This window comes from Paraburkholderia sp. BL6665CI2N2 (assembly GCF_004366535.1).
In the GTDB taxonomy this organism is placed as follows: domain Bacteria; phylum Pseudomonadota; class Gammaproteobacteria; order Burkholderiales; family Burkholderiaceae; genus Paraburkholderia.
In genome coordinates this window covers 4,646,747-4,666,398 of the sequence record NZ_SORC01000001.1, presented here as the reverse complement: position 1 = coordinate 4,666,398, position 19,652 = coordinate 4,646,747, and the positions used below count along the sequence as shown (strand labels likewise).

Genomic DNA, 19,652 nt, shown 5'->3' with positions numbered 1-19,652 from the left:
TTTTTTGCTACGCGAAGTCTATGCGGTCGCGTGGGTGCTTACTTCGCAAATTGATCCGGAACGTCGGTCACGCGTCGATGTGAAAGATGGTTCATCCATTCGGTCCCGCTGGTGCCGGACGCATTGTTTGACGAACCGGTGCGCGGCATTGGCACGGTATCGCGGACATGTGTCGCAGCTGACAGGGTTACACCCGCGTATTCGTCGACGCCAAGTCGAGCCGGAGCGACCGGCGAATAAGCTCCGGCAGCCGACAGCTTTGGCGACGCATTCGCTGCGACCTGTGGGGCCGCGCTGCGTGTCATCTCTGCGGCGCTAACCATTGCGTGCGACGGTCGGTTTGCGACGGCGAAACGCGCGACGCGCGGGTGAATTTGTCCGTGTTGCTTGCGGCTTTGCTCGCGGACGAGCTGACGGCGATGTGAGACGCCTTTATCGGCGAAGACATGCGGCGAAGCGAAGCGCAATGTGGAGGCAGAGTTCGAAGCGGGCACCGACACCGACGCCGCTGCCGCCGCAGAGCTGGACGCAGGCGCCGCATTCAAGAGCGCGGGCATTGATGCCGCGACTGCCGCGGACGTGCTCGCCGCGACGTTATTCACGGCGCCAGCGTTGACTCCTGCCCGTGGCTGAGCCTTCACTGACCGCGAGTCGCGTTCGTGCGAGACCTTGCCCGCGGCATCCATATGAGTGACGGTGCCAGGATGCATCAGATGATCGAACCCGATCCATCCAAGCATCGCAGCGCCGCCGAGCACGCAGGCGCCGCCTGCCAACGCACTCCAGTGATGGCCGGACCCGCGTACCGCCGTTGCATACGCACGCGGCAGAACTGGCGGGACGGCCGCAGCGGCCGCAGCCATTTGCGCGGCCGCGTCGAATGGTTTTTCGAGGACCGGAGCCGGCACCGTAGTCGCGCGCGGTTGTTCCGACTGCGACCATCGGCAAAGCGAGCGAATGGCCTGGTCGCTCAGGCAGAACGTGCGCAGCATGGCTGCGTAGAGTGCCTTGAGTTCCGTGCGCAAACTGTAGCCCGGCGGAAGCAGTGCCCAGTCCCGGCCGAAAGATGCCGGCACATGACCCAGCGGACGCAGGCGCGGCATGGCCAGATAGCCCTGGATCGGGGTGAAAGGAATGGTGGACATCGGTCGTTTCCAGCGCCTCTTAAAGGGGCCGCCGCTCGGCGGTCACGGGATCTGCGGGGACTCAGGCCTCGGTGCGATGCGCGTGAAACGCCAGACATGCACGCCGTACGTCGACGCCGACCACACGCGTTGTGCTGGGCAAGCACACGGGCGCATGGGCGTGTCACTCGGTGAAGCCGTAGGGGTGTGGAGGATGCTACCGGGATGCAGTCGAGTTGGAGTGCGGAAATTTCCGAATGGTCGTGTCGAATCGTCTTGGCTTGAGTTGGGCCTCGACATCGCTCAAGCGAGCCATGCTCGTCCTATCGATCGAGTCTGTAGACGTAGCGCAACGCTGTAATATCCACGCCGCCCATATGATCCGGTTCGGCGCCGACGAACTGCCAGCCTTGCCGCTCATAGAAGCCGATTGCCGGCGCGTTCCCTTCCAGCACATACAGATAGAGTTGCGCTTCGCCTTGCGCGCGAGCCCAGTCTTTGGCGGCACGCATGAGCAGCTTGCCGACACCGATGCCCTGATAGCCCGGCAGCGTGTGCAGGTTATCGAGCAGCACGCCCCACGCGGACTCCGGTTGACGTTCGACGCAGACAAAACCCGTCGGCTCGCCGGCGAGTTCGGCGATCAGCACGATGCGGCGTTCACCGCCGGGGGCGCTCAGCCGCGCTTCCCAATAGGCCGCACGTTCGCGCGTCACTTCGCCGTCGAGAAATGCGTCGGGCAACAGGTTGCGATAGGTGGCCTGCCAGCTGGTGGTGTGGATCGAAGCGATGAGCGCGGCATCCGCAAGCGTGGCGGGGCGCAGTGAAAGAGCGGGGGTGGTTCGCATCGGGGTAGGGATCAACGGAATGCCTGGCCGCAAATCTTACCGCGACGACCGGCCATTCTATGTAAGGAAACTGTATGCATTTCGCGACAGCGGCTTCAACGGTAACATTACGTGGAGCAGCTACCACGTGAATCACAGCGTTTACCCTGATATCGCAACAATGCGTTCAGCATGAGAATGCAGCGCCCCGGGCGCGTTCTCTTGCAGCCGTCCGAGGCGTCCGCGTGCCGAACGCGGTGGATCGTTTCAATTGCCTGCCGTCGCCGATTCCCGCGTGGCGACAGGCTTATCAGAGAATGTCATGTCAACAGCGACACACGCTACTTCCACATCGCAAGAATCCAAAGTCAAGACAGTCTTCCGCGTAGTCAGCGGCAACTTCCTTGAGATGTACGACTTCATGGTTTATGGCTATTACGCTTCGGCGATCGCCAAGACCTACTTTCCAAACGGCAACGAATTCGCGTCGTTAATGCTGTCGCTGTCGGTGTTCGGCGCGGGCTTCCTGATGCGGCCGCTCGGCGCGATCGTCCTCGGCGCTTACATCGATCATCACGGCCGGCGCAAAGGCCTGATCCTCACGCTGGGCTTGATGGCGCTCGGCACGCTCACGGTCGCATCGATTCCAGGTTACGCGACGATCGGCTTGCTGGCGCCGGTGCTCGTTCTGGGCGGCCGGCTATTGCAGGGTTTTTCCGCCGGGGTCGAGCTGGGCGGCGTGTCGGTGTATCTGTCCGAGATCGCCACCAAGGGCAACAAGGGCTTCTACTGCGCGTGGCAGTCGGGCAGCCAGCAGGTTGCCGTGGTGTTCGCCGCGCTGATCGGCGTGTTCCTCAACAAGATGTTGCCGGCCGACCAGATGAGCGCCTGGGGCTGGCGCGTGCCGTTCCTGATCGGCTGCCTGATCGTGCCGTTCCTGTTCCTGATCCGCCGTTCGTTGCAGGAAACCGAGGAGTTCAAGGCGCGCAAGCACCATCCGAAGATGGGCGAGATCATGAAGACGATGGCCGCGAACTGGGGCATCGTGCTCGGCGGCATGGGCATGGTGATCATGACCACGGTGTCGTTCTACATGATCACGGCGTACACGCCGACCTTCGGCAAGGAAGTATTGAAGCTGTCGTCGATCGATACCCTGGTCGTCACGGTCTGTATCGGTCTGTCGAATCTGATCTGGCTGCCGCTCGCGGGGGCGTTGTCCGACCGTATCGGGCGGCGTCCGGTGTTGCTGACGTTCACGATCCTCACCATCATCACCGCGTATCCGGCGCTGCAGTGGCTGGTGGCGGACCCGTCGTTCGCTCGCTTGCTGGAAGTCGAACTGTGGCTGTCGTTCCTGTACGGCAGCTATAACGGCGGCATGGTCGTGGCGCTGACCGAAGTCATGCCGGTCGAAGTGCGGACCGCCGGTTTCTCGCTCGCCTACAGCCTCGCCACGACGATCGGCGGCTTCACGCCGGCAATCTCGACGTTGCTGATTCACTCCACCGGCAACAAGGCGGCACCGGGTCTGTTCCTGGGTATGGCGGCGATTTGCGGGTTGATCGCGACGTTGGTGCTGTATCGCACGCCGGAATCGCGCAATCAATATCGGACGGCCTGAGCCTCACACTTCCTGACTCATTCGGGCAAGAGAAAACCCCGCGCTCTCACGAACGCGGGGTTTTTGTTTTGTGCCCGGCGACGACGGCTGACTTTGCCGGGCGGCGTGCGCGCTAGCCCTTGCGCAACTCGTTCGCCACGGCCTCGACGACATCACCCCACGCGCCGGGTTGCGGCTGGCGCACCAGCGTCGCGCCCGGATACCAGGGGCTGCGTGTTTCGCCGACAAACCAGCGCCAATCCGCCGCGAACGGCAGCATCAACCACAGTGGCTTGCGCAGCGCGCCGGCAACGTGCGCGATAGACGTATCGATCGACACCACCGCGTCGAGCCGTTCGATGATCGCCGCCGTGTCCGCGAAGTCGCCGATCCGCTTGTCGAAGCGATGAATCGACGCTGCGCGCGGATGCGCATCGAGCGCCACGCGTTCGTCTGCGCTCAACTCGGGCTGCAGCACGATCCAGTCGATGCCGTCGAGTGCGAACAACGGATCGAGCGCGGCGAGCGGCATCGAACGCGTTTCGTTTTGCTGGATGCGTCCCGACCACGCGATGCCGATCTTGCGCTTCGCCTGGCCGCCAAGCGAGCCGCGCCATTTGCGGCCGTAGGCGGGCGGCACGCTGAGATAGGGCGTGCGGTCCGGAATGGTGTCGAAGGTCGTGCCGAGTGCGAGCGGCAGACTCAGCAGCGGACATTGCAGATCGGCGGCGGGACGCGGCGTGCCTTGGGCGATCAGCGTCACGCGCCAGGCTTGCGCGGCCGGAGCCAGCAAGGGCAGCAGTTGCGGCTGCACTTCGAGCACCACGCGCGCCGCGCGCTGCGCGACCAGCGGGACGAAGCGCACGAATTGCAGCGTGTCGCCGAAACCCTGCTCGGCGTGAACCAGCAGCGTACGTTCGGCGATCGGCTCGCCGTGCCAACGCGGCAGCGTCTGGATCAGCGGCTGCGCCATGGTTTGCAGACGCCACTCGTATTCCGGCAGCCCGCGCGCGAAATCGCGCAGCGCGAGCCACGCGAGCGCGCGATTCATATGCGCGGAGGCGAGATCGGGCCGCAGACGCAGCGCCTGATCCAGCGCGCGCACGGCGGGGCCATGCGCGCCCAGCGCCTGGTGCGCGGTGCCCAGACTCAGCCACGCGAGCGCGAATTGCGGATCGAGACCGACGGCGCGTTCCAGATACGGGAGCGCCTCGGCGTGGCGCCCCAGTGCCGCGAGCGCATTCCCCATGCCGAAGATCGCCGGCGGCAGGTTCGGCTGCAAGCTCAGCGCCGCCTTGAACGACGCGACCGCCTCAGCGTGGCGGCCGGTGGCGTCGAAGGTGTTGGCGAGATTGAAGTGCGCGGCGACGAAGCGCGGCTCGGCCGCCAACGCCGTCTCGAAACACGGGATCGCTTCTTCCGCGCGACCGAGCGCGTTCAGCGACATGCCCATGTTATTGAGCGCGCCGGCGTGACCGGGACGCAGTTCGAGCGTGCGCCGGAACGCGGCGATGGCTTCCGTGTGGCGTCCGAGCGCGTGCAGCGCATTGCCGAGATTGTTGTGCGACGAAGCGTCGTCCGGTTGCAGCCGCAACGACCTCTCGAACGCGTCGGCGGCGTCTTCATGACGGCCCGCGGCGGCGTACGCGTTGCCGAGGTTGTAGTGCGCCATCGGGAACGACGGCGCGAGCGTCAGCGCATTGCGGAACTGTTCGATGGCGTCGTCGATCTGGCCCAGCGCTTTCAGCGCGTTGCCCAGGTTCAGTTGCAGCGCGGCGTCTTCCGGACGCAGGTTCACCGCGCGCCGCACGAGCTCGGCGGCTTCGGCGTGCTGGCCCTGCTGGTGGCGCAGAACGCCCAGCAGGTGCAACGCATCGACGTGCGCGGGATTGCCGTCGAGCGTCGCGCGGTAGCCGCGTTCGGCGTCGTCGAGGCGGCCGTCACGATGCGCCGCGAAAGCGCGGTCAAATACAGGTTGCATGACGGGGGATGGCATTCGGGTGAGGCAGAGGCCGCATTTTCCCACACTCGCCGGACCGCGCTCCGAATTGACCGATTGTCTCGATATCTATAACATATGAATACGTGTTCATATGTTCTTCCGCAGCGCCGCCTGCCATGGCTTCTTCCCTTGCTTCCAACTCGTCGTCTGCGAGCGTTGACGATCGCTCGGTGGACACGATCGTGCCGCTTGCCGATCTGTTTCGCCTTCTCGGCGACCCCACGCGCTTGCGCATCGTACTGGCGTGCCTCGACGAGCGGCGCGCGGTCGGGGCGATTGCCGAGGCGCTGGGTTTGTCGCCGTCGCTGGTGAGCCATCATTTGCGGCTGCTTCGCGCGGCGCGGATCGTGCGCGCGGAGCGACAGGGCAAGCAGGTCTTCTATCTCGCCGCCGACCGTCATATCAGCGCGATGCTGGCCGGCATGCTCGAACACGTGGCCGAACCGGCCGGCGATGATTCACTGGAACCGTCATGAAGAAACCGGAAACTCCGAACACTGTTGCTGCAGACCGTTACGATCGCACCTCGGGCCACGCCGACCAAGCCGGTCAAGCGGACGGCGCCCACAGCCACAGTGAAAGCGGCCACAATCACAGTGGCAACGATCACAGTCATAGCGGCCACAGTCACGCCCACGGCCACGCCGGCCATCACCACGCCCATGCTCCCGTCGCAGGCCACGGCCGTGCGTTCGCGCTCGCGGTCGTGTTGAACATCGCCATCGTGATCGCGCAAGCCGTCTACGGTGTGTTGGCGCATTCCACCGCGCTGCTCGCCGACGCCGGCCACAATCTCTCCGATGTGCTCGGACTGCTGCTCGCTTGGGGCGCGTCATGGCTCGCCACCCGTCGCCCGTCGGCGCGCTACACGTTCGGTTACGGCAGCTCGTCGATTCTCGCCTCGCTCGTCAATGCCGGGCTGCTGCTGTTCGCGTGCGGCGTGATCGTCGCCGAAGCAATCGGGCGGCTGATGAATCCTGCGCCGGTGGCGGGGCTCGCGGTGTTCGTCGTCGCGACGGTCGGTGTGGTGGTCAACGGGATTTCCGCGTGGCTCTTCATGCGCGGGCAGAAGGAAGACCTGAACATTCGCGGCGCCTTCCTGCACATGGCGGCGGATGCCGGCATCTCGGCGGCGGTCGCGGTGAGCGGCCTCGTGATTCTCTACACCAACTGGACGTGGCTCGACCCGGTCATGAGCCTGCTCGTGGTGGCGGTCGTGGTGATCGGCACGTGGGGCCTGTTACGCGATTCGGTGCGCCTTGCGCTCGACGCCGTGCCGCCCGGCGTCGATCTGCAAAGTATCCGCGATTATCTGGCGGAGCAGCCCGGCGTCGTCGATGTGCACGATCTGCATGTGTGGGCCTTATCGACCACCGGCAATGCGCTCAGCGCGCATCTGGTGATGCCGGACGGCCACCCCGGCGACGAGTCGCTCGACGTGATCGTCGTCACGCTGCGCGAACATTTCTCGATGCATCACGCCACGCTGCAAGTCGACCTCGGCACCACGGATCATCGGTGCGCAATGGATCATGCGCCGCACGCGCATTGAGGCTAACGTGAGTGCGCAGTAAGCCCAGGCCAATCGCATGATTGATGCAGCGCACCGTCAGCGGCTCGCCAGCGGCGCTTCAGGCCGACTTCCTCCGGGCGTACACTAGAACGCATTGTTGTTTCCGGAGTTCCGCATGGACGCTGCCGCAAACGATGCGTCGCCGGTGCTGATCGTGGGCGCCGGCCCCACCGGGCTCGCCGCGGCGATGAGTCTTGCGCGTGCCCACATCCCCGTGCGCCTGATCGATAAAGCCATGCAGCCGAACCCATATTCGCGGGCCATCGGCATCCAGGCGCGCACGCTCGAGTTGCTCGAGCAGCATCGGCTGGTCGAACCGTTTCTCGAACTCGGCCATCGCGCGCGCATCGCCAATCTGTTTTCGAACGGCATGCGCCTCGCGCAACTCGATTTCGATCCTCTCCACACGCGCTATCCCTATCTGCTGTTTCTCGATCAGTCCGTGACCGAGCGCTTGCTGACGGAGCATCTCGCCACGTTCGGCGTGACGGTCGAGCGCGGTGTCGAACTGACCATGTTCGCGCAAGGCTCCGCCAGCATTCAGGCGACGCTGCGCCGCGCGGACGGTCACACGGAGACGATGCGTCCGTCGTACATGATCGCCGCCGATGGCGCGCATAGTGCGATCCGTCATCGCCTGGGTCTGGGCTTCGAAGGTAAGACCTTCGAGCAGACTTTCCTGCTTGCCGATCTGCACGCCGAAACCGATTGGCCCGAAGACGAATTTCATATCTTCGCGTCTGGCGAAGGACTGGTGGCGCTATTTCCGATGGGCCACGGCCGGCATCGCCTGATCGCGGATCATGCGCTCGAGCCTGCCGCCGTCGCGCCGCCCGCGACGCCTGCGGTGCTGGGTGAACCGCCGTTGAACAAGGTGCCGGCGCCGTCGCTCGAGGAATGCAAGGCGCTGATCGCCCGGCGCGTGCGCGAGCGGGTCGACGTGTCGGACCTGGCGTGGTCCTCGTATTTTCATCTGAACAGCCGTATGGTGGACCGGCTGCGCGTCGGCCGCATCTTCCTCGCCGGCGACGCCGCCCATGTGCACAGCCCGGCCGGCGCGCAAGGCATGAACACCGGCATTCAGGAAGCGTTCAATCTCGGCTGGAAGCTGGCGCGTGTGCTGAAAAGCGCGGCGCCCGACCGGCTGCTCGACACCTACCACACCGAACGTCATCCGATCGAACGTGACGTGCTGCGGCAGACCGGTTTCATCACGCATATGGCCGAGGCGGATCACGGACCGCTCAAGCTGCTGCGCGAACGCGTGATGCCGGTGCTCGCCGCGCTGGGTCCGCTGCGCGACGCGGCGCGCGCCACCATCAGCGAGTTGTCGATCCAGTACCGGCGCAGTCCGCTGACGCTCGAACGTGTGCTCGACGGCGGGCCGCGTGCCGGCGAGCGCGCGCCCGATGCGCTGGTGCATGTGGTGGACGGACCGCTGGGCCGCGCGCCCGGCGTCGGCTGCGTTTTCGATCTGCACGACCCGGCGTTCTTCTCGCTGTTCCTGCTGGTGCCGCCGTTGCCCGTCGACGAAACGCCGCTCGATCCCGCAGCGAAGCATGAACCGCCGCCGGACGCGGAAATGGAGCGCGTGGCGGCGGAAGTCGAGCGATTGCTGCCGGGCGCGGTGCGCATCTGGCGCATCACGGATACCAATGGCGATGGCGGTCCAGCGCTCTCCGAATCGTATGGGCGCACGCGGCCGTCGTTCTATCTGGTGCGGCCGGACGGTTACATCAGTGCGCGCGGACGCACCGGTTCCGATCTGCACGGCCTGTTACGGCATTGCGAAGCGTGGTTCACGGTGAATGGTGAGATACCGGAGCAGGCGGCTTTGTGATGCGAGCGGCTTGCCGACCTTGAACGGTAAGCGCAGTGATGCCCGCCGACCGGTTCACGGAGAATGGCGAGACAGCGGAGCAAGCGGCCAGGCTGCACAGCCGCAGCCGCAGCCGCAGCCGCAGCCGCAGCCGCTGCGCCCGGCTACACCGTTGTCGGCGCCGCCGGCGTCAATTGCTCGCGATGTTTAACGAGCGCCTCCTCGACGATAGCCGACATCTCAATGCCGCTCGCATCCGGCTCATCGAGCGAAGCGAGCAGCGCGCGCCGCATGCGCGGCTCCCAGAAGCGGCGGATATGGTCGGCGATGCCGGCGAGCGCTTCCTCGCGGTCCGGCATCGAATCGAAAAAATCGCCGATCCGGTTGGCCATGTCGATCAGGTTCTGATTGTCCATGCCAGGCCTCACTTGCCCGATGTCGCGTTGGCCAGCTCGCGCTGCTTCAGCAGATCGAGCTGTTCGGTGTTGAAACGCGAATAGTCCTTCTGCCATTGCGACGGCTGTTCGACCGGCATGACCTGCACCGCGGTCACCTTGTACTCCGGACAGTTGGTGGCCCAGTCCGAGCTATCGGTGGTTATCACGTTCGCGCCCGACTCGGGGAAGTGGAACGTCGTATAGACCACGCCAGGCTGCATGCGTTCGGTCACCTTCGCGCGCAACACGGTCTGTCCCGCGCGCGATTCGATGCCGACCCAATCGTCCGTCTTGATGCCGCGTTCTTCGGCGTCGTGCGGATGGATTTCCAGCCGATCCTCGTCGTGCCAGCGCGAGTTCTCGGTACGGCGTGTCTGCGCGCCGACGTTGTACTGCGACAGGATACGGCCCGTGGTGAGCAGCATCGGAAATTTGCGCGTGACTTTCTCGGGCGTCGCGATGAACTTCGTAATCACGAACTTGCCCTTGCCGCGCACGAAGCTGTCGATGTGCATGGTTGGCGTGCCGTCCGGCGCATTCTCGTTGCAAGGCCACTGAATGCTGCCCATCTCGTCGAGCTTCCTGTACGAGACACCGTGGAAGGTCGGCGTGAGACGCGCGATCTCGTCCATGATCTGCGACGGGTGCGTGTAGTCCATTTCATAACCGAGCGCGCGCGAGAGCATCACCGTGACTTCCCAGTCGGCGTAGCCCGGCACCGGCGGCATGACCTTGCGCACGCGCGAGATGCGGCGCTCCGCGTTGGTGAACGTGCCGTCCTTTTCGAGGAACGACGAACCCGGCAGCAACACGTGCGCGTACTTGGCGGTCTCGTTCAGGAAAATGTCCTGCACGACGATGCATTCCATCGACGCCAACGCGGCCGACACGTGATGAGTATTCGGATCCGACTGCACGATGTCTTCGCCCTGGCAGTACAGACCCTTGAAGGTGCCGTGTACGGCGGCGTCGAACATGTTCGGAATGCGCAGGCCCGGTTCCGGTTGCAGCGTGACGTTCCAGGCGTCTTCGAACAGTGTGCGCGTGACCGTGTCGCTGATGTGGCGATAGCCCGGCAGTTCGTGCGGGAACGAGCCCATGTCGCACGAACCCTGCACGTTGTTCTGGCCGCGCAGCGGATTGACACCCACACCTTCGCGGCCGATGTTGCCCGTCGCCATCGCGAGGTTGGCGATGCCCATCACCATGGTCGAGCCTTGCGCGTGTTCGGTGACGCCGAGGCCGTAGTAGATCGCGGCGTTGCCGCCGGTCGCATAGATGCGGGCGGCTTCGCGCACGGATTGAGCCGGCACGCCGGTCAGCGCTTCGGTCGCTTCCGGCGCGTTCTCGGGCAGCGCGACGAAATCGCGCCATTGCTCGAACGCGCGGGTTTCGCAGCGCTCCGCTACGAACGCTTCGTTGACCAGACCTTCCGTGACGATCACATGCGCCAGTGCGTTGACGACAGCCACGTTGGTGCCCGGCCGCAATTGCAGATGATGCGACGCCTTCACGTGCGGCGTATCGACGATATCGATGCGGCGCGGATCCACAACGATCAGCTTCGCGCCTTCCCGCACGCGACGCTTCAGACGCGAGCCGAACACCGGATGGCCGTCGGTCGGATTTGCGCCGATCACCATGATCACGTCGGCTTTATCGACGGATGCAAAAGTCTGCGTGCCCGCCGATTCGCCCAACGTGGTCTTCAATCCATAGCCGGTGGGCGAGTGGCAAACGCGCGCGCAGGTGTCGACGTTGTTGTTGCCGAACGCGGCGCGCACGAGCTTTTGCACCAGATACGTTTCTTCGTTCGTGCAACGCGACGACGTGATGCCGCCGATCGAATCGCGCCCGTGTTTGGCCTGAATGCGGCGGAATTCCGATGCGGCATACGTGAGCGCTTCTTCCCAGCTGACTTCGCGCCACGGATCGGTGATCTTCGCGCGGATCATCGGCTTGGTGATGCGGTCTTTGTGCGTTGCGTAGCCCCAGGCAAAGCGGCCCTTCACGCAAGCGTGGCCTTCGTTGGCCTGGCCGTTCTTGTGCGGCACCATCCGCACGACTTCGTTGCCCTTCATCTCCGCCTTGAACGAGCAGCCGACGCCGCAATACGCGCACGTCGTCACCACTGAATGCTCGGCCTGGCCAAGCATGATGACGGTCTTTTCCTGCAAGGTCGCGGTCGGGCAGGCGGCCACGCACGCGCCGCACGATACACATTCCGACTCCATGAACGGCACGTTTTCGCTAGCGGCCACGCGTGATTCGAAACCGCGTCCGGCGATGGTCAGTGCGAACGTGCCCTGCGTTTCTTCGCACGCGCGCACGCAGCGATTGCAGACGATGCATTTGGACGCGTCGTAAGTGAAGTAGGGATTCGACTCGTCTTTCTTGTCCTTCAGGTGATTCGCGCCGTCGAAACCATAACGCACTTCGCGCAAGCCCGTCACGCCCGCCATGTCCTGCAGTTCGCAGTCGCCGTTGGCGGGGCAGGTGAGGCAGTCGAGCGGGTGATCGGAGATGTACAGCTCCATCACGTTGCGGCGCAGCGACTGCAGACGATCGGTCTGCGTGCGGACCTTCATGCCGGCTTCGACCGGCGTCGTGCACGACGCGGGATAACCGCGCTTGCCTTCGATTTCCACGAGACACAAACGGCACGAGCCGAACGGTTCCAGCGAATCGGTCGCGCAGAGCTTCGGCACGTTGACGCCCGCTTCGACGGCGGCGCGCATCACCGAGGTGCCGGCGGGAACCGTGACGCACTGGCCGTCGATTTCCAGCGTGACGTCGACATCGGCGTGGCGCTCGGGCGTGCCGAAATCGGTGTCGTCGAAGAAGGAGCGGGGCGCGCGTTGCTGCTGGGCTTGCGATTTGCACGCGCAGTTGCCGGAGCCGCAGCCGCCAGTGGGAGAGTTGAGCACGTCGGACATGGTGGGCTCCTGGGTCAGGCCGCTTTCGGCGCGTGATGAGATACGTCGGCGAGACCGAAGTCTTCGGGGAAATGATCGAGCGCGGACAACACCGGGAACGGCGTCATGCCGCCCATCGCGCAAAGCGAACCGGACACCATCGTGTCGCACAGATCGCGCAGCAATTGCACCTGCCGCGTGGACGTGTCGCCGTTGCGAATCCGGCCGATCACTTCGACGCCGCGCGTCGAGCCGATCCGGCACGGCGTGCATTTGCCGCACGATTCGAGCGCGCAAAAGTGCATGGCGTACTGCGCGAGTTCGGCGAGATTCGAGGTGTCGTCATGTACGACCAGGCCGCCATGGCCCACTACCGCGCCGACTGCCGCGTACGCCTCGTAGTCCATCGGAATGTCCCATTGGCTTTCCGGCAGATACGTGCCGAGCGGGCCGCCCACTTGTACCGCACGCGCCGGCCTTCCGCTCGCCGTGCCGCCGCCGTAGTCGTAGAGCAATTCGCGCAGCGTCACGCCGAACGCGAGTTCGACGAGGCCGCCTTGCTTCACATTGCCCGCGAGCTGGAACGGCAGCGTGCCGCGCGAGCGGCCCATGCCGAAGTCTTTGTAGAACGCCGCGCCGCGCGCGAAGATGATCGGCACCGTGGCGAGCGTGATCACGTTGTTGATCACGGTCGGCTGGCCGAACAGGCCGACGAGCGCCGGCACCGGCGGCTTGGCGCGCACAATGCCGCGCTTGCCTTCGAGCGATTCCAGCAACGCCGTTTCCTCGCCGCATACATAGGCGCCGGCGCCTTTCGCGACGAACAGTTCGAAGCGATGCGCCGTTGAGCCGAGCACGCTGTCGCCGAGCCAGCCGGCGGCGCGTGCTTTCGCGATGGCGGCTTCGAGCGTGGCGATCGAATGCGGATACTCGCTGCGCACGTAGATATGGCCGACCGTCGCGCCCGTCACGATGCCCGCGATGATCATCCCTTCGATCAGCACGTACGGATCGCTTTCCATCACGAGGCGATCGGAGAAGGTGCCGGAATCGCCTTCGTCCGCGTTGCAGACGATGTACTTTTGCGCCGCTTTGGCGCCACGCACCGTGCGCCATTTGATGCCGGCGGGGAAGGCCGCGCCGCCGCGGCCGCGCAGGCCGGATTCGATCAACGCTTCGCAGGCGGCGTCGCCATCGGTTTGCAGAGCCTGGCGCAAGCCTTCGAGGCCGCCGTGAGCGACGTAGTCGTCGATTGAAAGCGGGTCAGTGATGCCGATGCGCGCGAAGGTCAGGCGCTGCTGCTTCTTCAGATACGGAATGTCGTCGACCACGCCGACGCGGTTTGCGTGTGCGCCCCCTTCGAGGAAGCCGGCGTCGAACAGAGCGGCGACGTCGCCGGCTTCGGCATTCGCGTAGCCGATGCGGCCTTCAGGTGTCTGAACTTCGACGAGCGGTTCGAGCCACAGCAGGCCGCGTGAACCGTTGCGAACCAGTTCGACGGCGACGCCGCGGCGTGCCGCTTCGGCTTCGATTGCATGCGCGAGCGCGTCAGCGCCGAGTGCCAATGCCGACGAATCGCGGGGAACGTAGATGCGCGTCATGCCGTCACCTCCACGCACTTGCTGGCGGCCGCGAAGATCGCGTCGAACTTTTGCGGCGTGACTCTGGCGTGCAGCGTGCCGTTGAGCATCAGCGCCGGCGACAGCGCGCATTGGCCAAGGCAATACACCGATTCCAGTTCCACCGTCGCGCCGTGCTGATGTTCGCCGTCGAAGCGGCAACCGGTGTGCGCCTCGATATGTTGCGCGAGCGCTTCGGTGCCCATGCTGCGGCAGGCTTCCGCGCGGCATAGCTGCACCGTGACGGGCGCCGGCGGCTGTGCGCGGAAGTGGTGGTAGTAGGTGATGACGCCGTGCACTTCCGCGCGCGACAGGTTCATGGCGCGCGCTAGCGGCGCGACCGCGGCGGGTGGCACGTAACCGACTTCGTCCTGAATCGCGTGCAAGACCGCTAGCAGCGACACGCCCGGCTGCGCGTGACGCTCAACGAGTTGATCCGGCGCGACGGCGATGGAATCGTCCAAGTGGGGGCTCCTCCAAAGTCATATATGCACTTGTTATTCATAATGCGTGCACTTATGCTTCGTTTATTCGATATGGGATAGCCGAACAATAGGCGGGCATTTCGGTCGTTGCAATAGGAAAGAGTTCAACATATATGATCAGAATCGAGTGTCAGGCGCAACTGGTGGTGAAGGGTCCGGACGGCCGCGAGGCAAGCCTGTCGGACGTCGTGCCGTTGCTCGCGCTGGTGAATGAATCCGGCAGCATCGCGCAGGCCGCGACGCTTAAGGGTTTGTCCTACCGTCATGCGTGGGGTTTACTGCGCAGCATCGAAGAGCGTCTGGGCGGTCCGCTGATCGCCAAAGAGCGTGGCCGCGGCTCGGTGCTGTCCGAACTCGGGCAAGCGGTCTTGCGTGCGCAGCGTCTTTGCGGCGAGCGGCTCGACGGCAATATGCAGGCGCTCGCCAGCGAAGTGGCGAGCGATCTGAACCGCTGGCTCGCGCCGCCCGCCGACGACGTGCGGATTTTCGCGTCGCACGGTTACGCCGTGGCCGCGCTCGTGACGGCGCTGGTCGCCGACGAGCTGCCGGTCGACATCAAGTATCGCGACAGCGCGGACGCCGTCAGCGCGCTTGCGCGCGGTGAATGCGATCTGGCCGGCTTCCATTTGCCGCTCGGCGAGTTTCGTGCGGCATGCGCCGATGCGTATCGGCGCTGGCTCGATCCGCAGCGTCACGTGCTCGTGCATCTCACGCGACGCAAGCAAGGGCTCTTTCTTGGTAAAGGCAACCCGAAGAGAATCGCCGGCCTGAGCGATCTCGCGCGCGACGATATCCGCTTTGTGAATCGACAACCCGGCTCCGGCACGCGCATGTTGCTCGATCTCGCGCTACGGAAAGTCGGAGTCGATCCGGATCGGGTCAATGGTTATGCGTCGGCCGAACTGACGCATTCGGCGATTGCGGCGTTCGTCGCGAGCGGCATGGCGGATGTGGGTTTCGGCGTGGAGCCCGCGGCGCATCACTTCGGTCTCGACTTCATTCCGATTGTCGACGAAGACTATTATTTTGCGTGCGACCGCGCGCGGCTCGAACGTGTGCCGCTTGCGACGGTGCTCGGATTGCTGCGCGGCAGCGCGTTTCGCCATAGCGTCGATCAGCTCGAAGGCTATGACCCGCAAGATTGCGGCAAGGTGGTGGATCTTGAAGAGGGCCTGGGCGAAGCGGTGGCGTAAGCGGCCGTAAACATCAGGCTATGTTTGGCGCTGCGTATGGCGTCCGTTTGGGATACTCTCTAAGCTTCCGCTTCCGCCTAAACCGCGCGCTATGTCGCGCCGATCGATATGAAAGTCATTCTTCACGTATGTGCTGCCGTTGCGACGGCCGGTGTGCTCCTCGCCACCGCGTCAGTTGCTTTCGCACAGAATTCGCCAGGTGTTCCGGGCGGCATTCTGCAAGATCAGTTCCGTCTCGCCGAACATCCGCAAATGCCGTTTGCGGCGTCGTCTCCTTCGGACAAATACCAGAGTGGTAAAAAATCGGCCATGCGCAAGCGCGGCGATCTGGGCGATCCGAATGGTTGCAATCTGCAGTGTCCTAAAGACGAATAGGCGCAGGCAGGTGTCCGTTGTGAGTGCGACGCCGGCGTTTTGCCGGCGTCTTCCGTTTGACTCTCGGGTTTAGTGTGGCGTGGTGTTGCCGGCTCGCGGCGCGCGTTTAAGGTTTTGCCGTGTGCCACATGTCTTTGAAGCCTTCTCCCTTCATGTCTCCCGCCTGCTTGTCCGCTGCGTAGCGGTAGAGCGGATGCCCTTTGTACGCCCATTGCGGCTTGCCGTCCGCGCCGGTGATCACGGTCCAGTCGCCGGAGGGTTTGTCCGACGCGCTAGCCGTGGCCGCCGGCCAGTAGTTCATGCAGCCGCCCGTGCAGGCGCTCACGCCGGGTGTGGTGTCCTTGTCGAAGGTATAGAGCGTCATGCCGTCTCCATTGACGAAGCGTCCGTCCACGATCTTCGGCGCTTCGGCGAAAGCGCTTTGTTGCAGAGCGAGAAGGGCGAGGCAGAAAAGAGTTTTGCGCATGATGTCGGCTCCTGATTTTGGTGTTGGTCTCACGCGAGGCACGGCGTGCGCGCGTGAGGATCAAACGACTGAGCGGATGCGTTTATTCCAATCACTTCTTCATCTGAGGATCGCGATAGGGTCGGTCACGCGACGGCGCGCGGATGAGATAAGAAAAGGATAGTGCGGGAAAGCGCGCAGCGGGAAGGGCGCGAGGGATAAGAAAAAACCCGCAAGCAGCAGGCCGCTTACGGGTTTTCGATGAGACTTGATGGTGCAGCGTGAAACATGTTCTGGTGGAGGCGGCGGGAATCGAACCCGCGTCCAGAAGCACTCTACGACTAGTTCTACATGTGTAGTTCTGTCTTTTGATTTAACCATAGTGACGCGGACGAACACGCTGCACTACGGCGATTCACTAGATTTTCGACCCGGATGTCGTGACACCACCCAGGCTTAACTGACGTATATGACCTCTGTCGGTATTGCTACCGGTCTTGCGACTCTAGCCCGTCAGTGAACTAGGCAGAGGACGGCGGCCCTTAGGCTGCCAGTGCGAACGTTTCGTCGTTTGCAGTTACGTTTTTCCCGCTGATTTACGAGGTGACGGGGCCTCGACATGCCCTAGCCGCTTCGCAACCCCTGTCGAAACCAGGTCGCCCCCGCGGTTCGTTGCTCAAATTTCTGAGCCAGACGCAGATTTTACAATAGTTTGACGGCTACGTCCTGACTCATTGGCGCGGCCGGCGCGGCCTTGGTTTTCGCCTTTGCGCCGGTCGACGTCGCGGCTCAGCCGATGTCGCGCAGCAACTTTTGCAATTCCGCCGGCGACTGGACGACGTGTTGCGCATGCCATTGCGTCGGCGGGATGTCGTTGCCGCAGTATCCGTACGCCGCCGCGACCGTTTTCATGCCGGCGGCGAAACCGGCCTGCACGTCGCGCAGATCATCGCCCACGTAGACGATCCGCTCCGGCGCCACGTCCAGTTCGCGTGCCGCATGCAGTAACGGCGCCGGGTGCGGCTTCGAATGTGGTGTGGTGTCGCCACTCACGACACAGCCCGCGCGCTCTTCGAGGCCGAGTTGTGCGATTAACGGCTCGGTCAGCCGCGCCACCTTGTTCGTGACGATGCCCCAGCGCACACCGCGTGCGTCCAACTCGTCGAGCATCTCGGGAATGCCTTGAAACAGTGTGGTCTCGATGCACAGATCCGCTTCGTAGTTGGCGAGGAATTCCTCGCGCATCGACGCGAATTCGTGACTATCGGGGCCGATCCCGAACGCGCCGCCGATCAGCCCACGCGCGCCCGCGGATGCGAGCGGCCGCAGATCTTCGAGCGGCACCATCTCCAGCCCGCGATCGTGGCGCATCTTGTTGACGGCCGCCGCGAGGTCGGGCGCGGTGTCGGCTAGCGTGCCGTCGAGGTCGAACAGGACGGCGTGGCAAAGACCGAGTGCGTCTTCATTGTCTTCGCGCTGGGGCAGGGGCGTGGGATCGCTCATTGGTTCGATAGGTCCGGCAGGTCGGGGCGGATCAAACGTCGCGGCGGCAGGCGAGCATGTAGTTCACGCTCGTGTCGGCGGACAGCGTGAAATGCTTGCTGAGCGGGTTATACACAATGCCTTTGATATCGGCCGTGCGCAGGCCGGCGTCGCGCACGAAGCTCGCCAGTTCCGATGGGCGAATGAAGCGCGCGTAGTCGTGCGTGCCCTTGGGCAGCATCTGCGCGATGTATTCGGCGCCGATCACGGCGAACAGGTACGACTTCACATTGCGGTTCAGGGTGGAAAAAAACACCCAGCCGCCGGGTTTCACCAGCGTCTTGCACGCCTCGACGATGGCGGCAGGCTGAGGCACGTGCTCGAGCATTTCCATGCAGGTCACGACGTCGTATTTGGCGGGTTCGCGAGCGGCGAGCGCCTCGGCGGCGATCTCTTCGTAATCGACGGTTACACCACTTTCAAGGCTGTGAAGATCGGCCACGCCCAGAGCTTGGGTCGACAGGTCGATGCCTTTCACGTGGGCGCCCAGGCCCGCCATCGACTCGGACAGAATGCCGCCGCCGCAGCCTATATCCAGCACGGTCTTGCCCGCGAGATGCGCGTGTGCGTCGATCCAGCCCAGGCGGATCGGATTGAGTTCATGCAACGGCTTGAATTCGGCATTCGGGTCCCACCAACGGTGCGCGAGATCGCTAAATTTCTGCAGTTCGTGGGGATCGGCGTTGGTCATGGCGGAAGCTGCCTCGAAGAGAGCGGTGAGCGGGCGCTCGAGGATAAACCCTGAGTATATAGGTCGAGGGACTGAGCGGCAAAATGCCACCCGCTCGAGGTCCAAGGCCGGTTCGGGCTGCGGCGCCGCGCGCGTCGCCGGACATAAAAAAGCCCCGCCGAAGCGGGGCTTTGATACTGCGGTATTTTGTAGCTTACTGCTTCGAAGTACCGACAACTTCGACTTCCACGCGACGATCCGGTGCGAGGCAGGCGATAAGTTGCTTGCGGTTCTTCTGGTTGCAACCGGTCGTAACCGGGTTGCGCTTGCCCTTGCCTTCCGTATAGATACGGTTGGATTCGATGCCCTTGCTGACCAGGTATGCCTTCACAGCTTGAGCACGACGCAGCGACAGGCGGTCGTTGTACTTGTCCGAACCGATACGGTCCGTGTAACCCGTTGCGACGACGACTTCGAGGTTCAGCGCGCCGATCTTCGATGCCAGATCGTCCAGCTTTTCCTTGCCGGCCGGCTTCAGGGTGGCCTTGTCGAAGTCGAACAGTGCGTCAGCTTGATACGTAATCTTCTGGCTCGTAATAGCCGGTGCAGGTGCGACCGGAGCCGGCGGAGTCGGAGCTTGAGCAACCAGAGCGCCATCGCACTTTGCGTTGGCCGTTGCCGGCGTCCAGAACGCATCGCGCCAGCACAGCTCGTTCGTGCCGTTCATCCACACGTATTCGCCGGTACCATTCACCCAGTTGTCGTTCGTAGCTTGTCGCGACGCCGGCACCGACTGTGCCATGGCGGATGCAGCCATAACCGCGGTAGCTGCAATGAACGCGAGCTTTGAAAGTTTATTCATATTTCTCCTCTCGAAATTGAGATTACCGCAGGTTTACTGCGAGCCTGTTGACGAAGACAAGTCATACATTGCTCGAAGTATAACATCGGTGTAGAACAAAAAACGTGCTGTGTAGACTTCGAGCCGTGTCTAACTCTTTGTGCGTTGGCATTTTGCCATAT

The 19,652-nt window shown here is 63.7% G+C and carries 17 protein-coding genes and 1 other RNA gene; 6 read left to right on the top strand and 12 right to left on the bottom strand.

All coding sequences use genetic code 11. The annotated features are described in order from the left end of the window. Positions 1–38 precede the first annotated feature (38 nt). Together B0G81_RS20785 and B0G81_RS20780 are read right to left on the bottom strand one after the other, a co-directional pair. Positions 39–1,145, bottom strand: coding sequence for a hypothetical protein (locus B0G81_RS20785; RefSeq protein WP_134138179.1), 1,107 nt, complete (start codon positions 1,143–1,145; stop codon positions 39–41). 302 nt (positions 1,146–1,447) lie between these two features. Beyond that, a complete protein-coding gene (locus B0G81_RS20780) occupies positions 1,448–1,972 on the bottom strand; it encodes a GNAT family N-acetyltransferase (protein WP_116118042.1) in 525 nt (174 codons plus the stop codon). 301 nt (positions 1,973–2,273) lie between these two features. Here B0G81_RS20780 and B0G81_RS20775 point away from each other — a divergent pair, with 301 nt between their 5' ends. Continuing rightward, entirely contained in the window at positions 2,274–3,575 is a 1,302-nt protein-coding gene (locus B0G81_RS20775; RefSeq protein WP_134138178.1) for an MFS transporter, read from the top strand. Between the two features lie 112 nt (positions 3,576–3,687). On the opposite strand, the gene B0G81_RS20770 is transcribed toward B0G81_RS20775, so the two are convergent. Beyond that, the gene (locus B0G81_RS20770) at positions 3,688–5,535 is read right to left on the bottom strand and encodes a tetratricopeptide repeat protein (RefSeq protein ID WP_134138177.1); all 1,848 of its coding nucleotides are present in this window, start codon (positions 5,533–5,535) and stop codon (positions 3,688–3,690) included. 137 nt (positions 5,536–5,672) lie between these two features. Here B0G81_RS20770 and B0G81_RS20765 point away from each other — a divergent pair, with 137 nt between their 5' ends. The 3 genes from B0G81_RS20765 to B0G81_RS20755 all read left to right on the top strand — a co-directional run bounded on the left by B0G81_RS20765 (position 5,673) and on the right by B0G81_RS20755 (position 8,969). Next, complete coding sequence (locus B0G81_RS20765; protein ID WP_134138176.1) at positions 5,673–6,032, top strand: metalloregulator ArsR/SmtB family transcription factor; 360 nt, start codon at positions 5,673–5,675, stop codon at positions 6,030–6,032. After that, complete coding sequence (locus B0G81_RS20760) at positions 6,029–7,108, top strand: cation diffusion facilitator family transporter (protein ID WP_116118038.1); 1,080 nt, start codon at positions 6,029–6,031, stop codon at positions 7,106–7,108. The genes B0G81_RS20765 and B0G81_RS20760 overlap by 4 nt, the downstream gene beginning before the upstream one ends. 136 nt (positions 7,109–7,244) lie before the next feature. After that, the gene (locus B0G81_RS20755) at positions 7,245–8,969 is read left to right on the top strand and encodes an FAD-dependent monooxygenase (RefSeq protein ID WP_106283279.1); all 1,725 of its coding nucleotides are present in this window, start codon (positions 7,245–7,247) and stop codon (positions 8,967–8,969) included. A 143-nt stretch (positions 8,970–9,112) separates the two neighbouring features. Here B0G81_RS20755 and B0G81_RS20750 read toward each other — a convergent pair whose 3' ends face one another. Genes B0G81_RS20750 through B0G81_RS20735 form a run of 4 tightly spaced genes read right to left on the bottom strand, consistent with a single transcriptional unit; the run spans position 9,113 to position 14,383 of the window. Continuing rightward, positions 9,113–9,364, bottom strand: coding sequence for a formate dehydrogenase subunit delta (locus B0G81_RS20750; RefSeq protein ID WP_106283278.1), 252 nt, complete (start codon positions 9,362–9,364; stop codon positions 9,113–9,115). Positions 9,365–9,372: 8 nt separating this feature from the next. After that, the gene (fdhF, locus tag B0G81_RS20745; RefSeq protein ID WP_134138175.1) at positions 9,373–12,321 is read right to left on the bottom strand and encodes a formate dehydrogenase subunit alpha; all 2,949 of its coding nucleotides are present in this window, start codon (positions 12,319–12,321) and stop codon (positions 9,373–9,375) included. Positions 12,322–12,335: 14 nt separating this feature from the next. Next, positions 12,336–13,901: a formate dehydrogenase beta subunit gene (locus B0G81_RS20740; RefSeq protein ID WP_134138174.1), complete on the bottom strand. Its 1,566-nt coding sequence runs from the start codon at positions 13,899–13,901 to the stop codon at positions 12,336–12,338. Then, positions 13,898–14,383, bottom strand: a complete 486-nt coding sequence (locus B0G81_RS20735; protein WP_134138173.1) for an NAD(P)H-dependent oxidoreductase subunit E — start codon at positions 14,381–14,383, stop codon at positions 13,898–13,900. The genes B0G81_RS20740 and B0G81_RS20735 overlap by 4 nt, the downstream gene beginning before the upstream one ends. A 134-nt stretch (positions 14,384–14,517) precedes the next feature. Here B0G81_RS20735 and B0G81_RS20730 point away from each other — a divergent pair, with 134 nt between their 5' ends. Beyond that, the gene (locus B0G81_RS20730; RefSeq protein WP_134138172.1) at positions 14,518–15,597 is read left to right on the top strand and encodes a substrate-binding domain-containing protein; all 1,080 of its coding nucleotides are present in this window, start codon (positions 14,518–14,520) and stop codon (positions 15,595–15,597) included. 108 nt (positions 15,598–15,705) lie between these two features. Next, positions 15,706–15,972, top strand: coding sequence for a hypothetical protein (locus B0G81_RS20725; RefSeq protein ID WP_116139586.1), 267 nt, complete (start codon positions 15,706–15,708; stop codon positions 15,970–15,972). 106 nt (positions 15,973–16,078) lie between these two features. Here the strand turns inward: B0G81_RS20725 and B0G81_RS20720 are convergent, their stop codons facing one another. The 5 genes from B0G81_RS20720 to ompA form a co-directional block, all read right to left on the bottom strand. Then, a complete protein-coding gene (locus tag B0G81_RS20720; RefSeq protein ID WP_134138171.1) occupies positions 16,079–16,438 on the bottom strand; it encodes a hypothetical protein in 360 nt (119 codons plus the stop codon). 273 nt (positions 16,439–16,711) lie between these two features. Next, positions 16,712–17,081, bottom strand: a transfer-messenger RNA (tmRNA) gene (gene ssrA / locus B0G81_RS20715). A gap of 125 nt (positions 17,082–17,206) precedes the next feature. After that, a complete protein-coding gene (gph, locus tag B0G81_RS20710; RefSeq protein WP_106283271.1) occupies positions 17,207–17,920 on the bottom strand; it encodes a phosphoglycolate phosphatase in 714 nt (237 codons plus the stop codon). Between the two features lie 31 nt (positions 17,921–17,951). Beyond that, entirely contained in the window at positions 17,952–18,650 is a 699-nt protein-coding gene (ubiG, locus tag B0G81_RS20705; RefSeq protein ID WP_134143181.1) for a bifunctional 2-polyprenyl-6-hydroxyphenol methylase/3-demethylubiquinol 3-O-methyltransferase UbiG, read from the bottom strand. Between the two features lie 193 nt (positions 18,651–18,843). Then, the gene (gene ompA, locus B0G81_RS20700; protein ID WP_106283269.1) at positions 18,844–19,491 is read right to left on the bottom strand and encodes an outer membrane protein OmpA; all 648 of its coding nucleotides are present in this window, start codon (positions 19,489–19,491) and stop codon (positions 18,844–18,846) included. Positions 19,492–19,652: the final 161 nt, after the last annotated feature.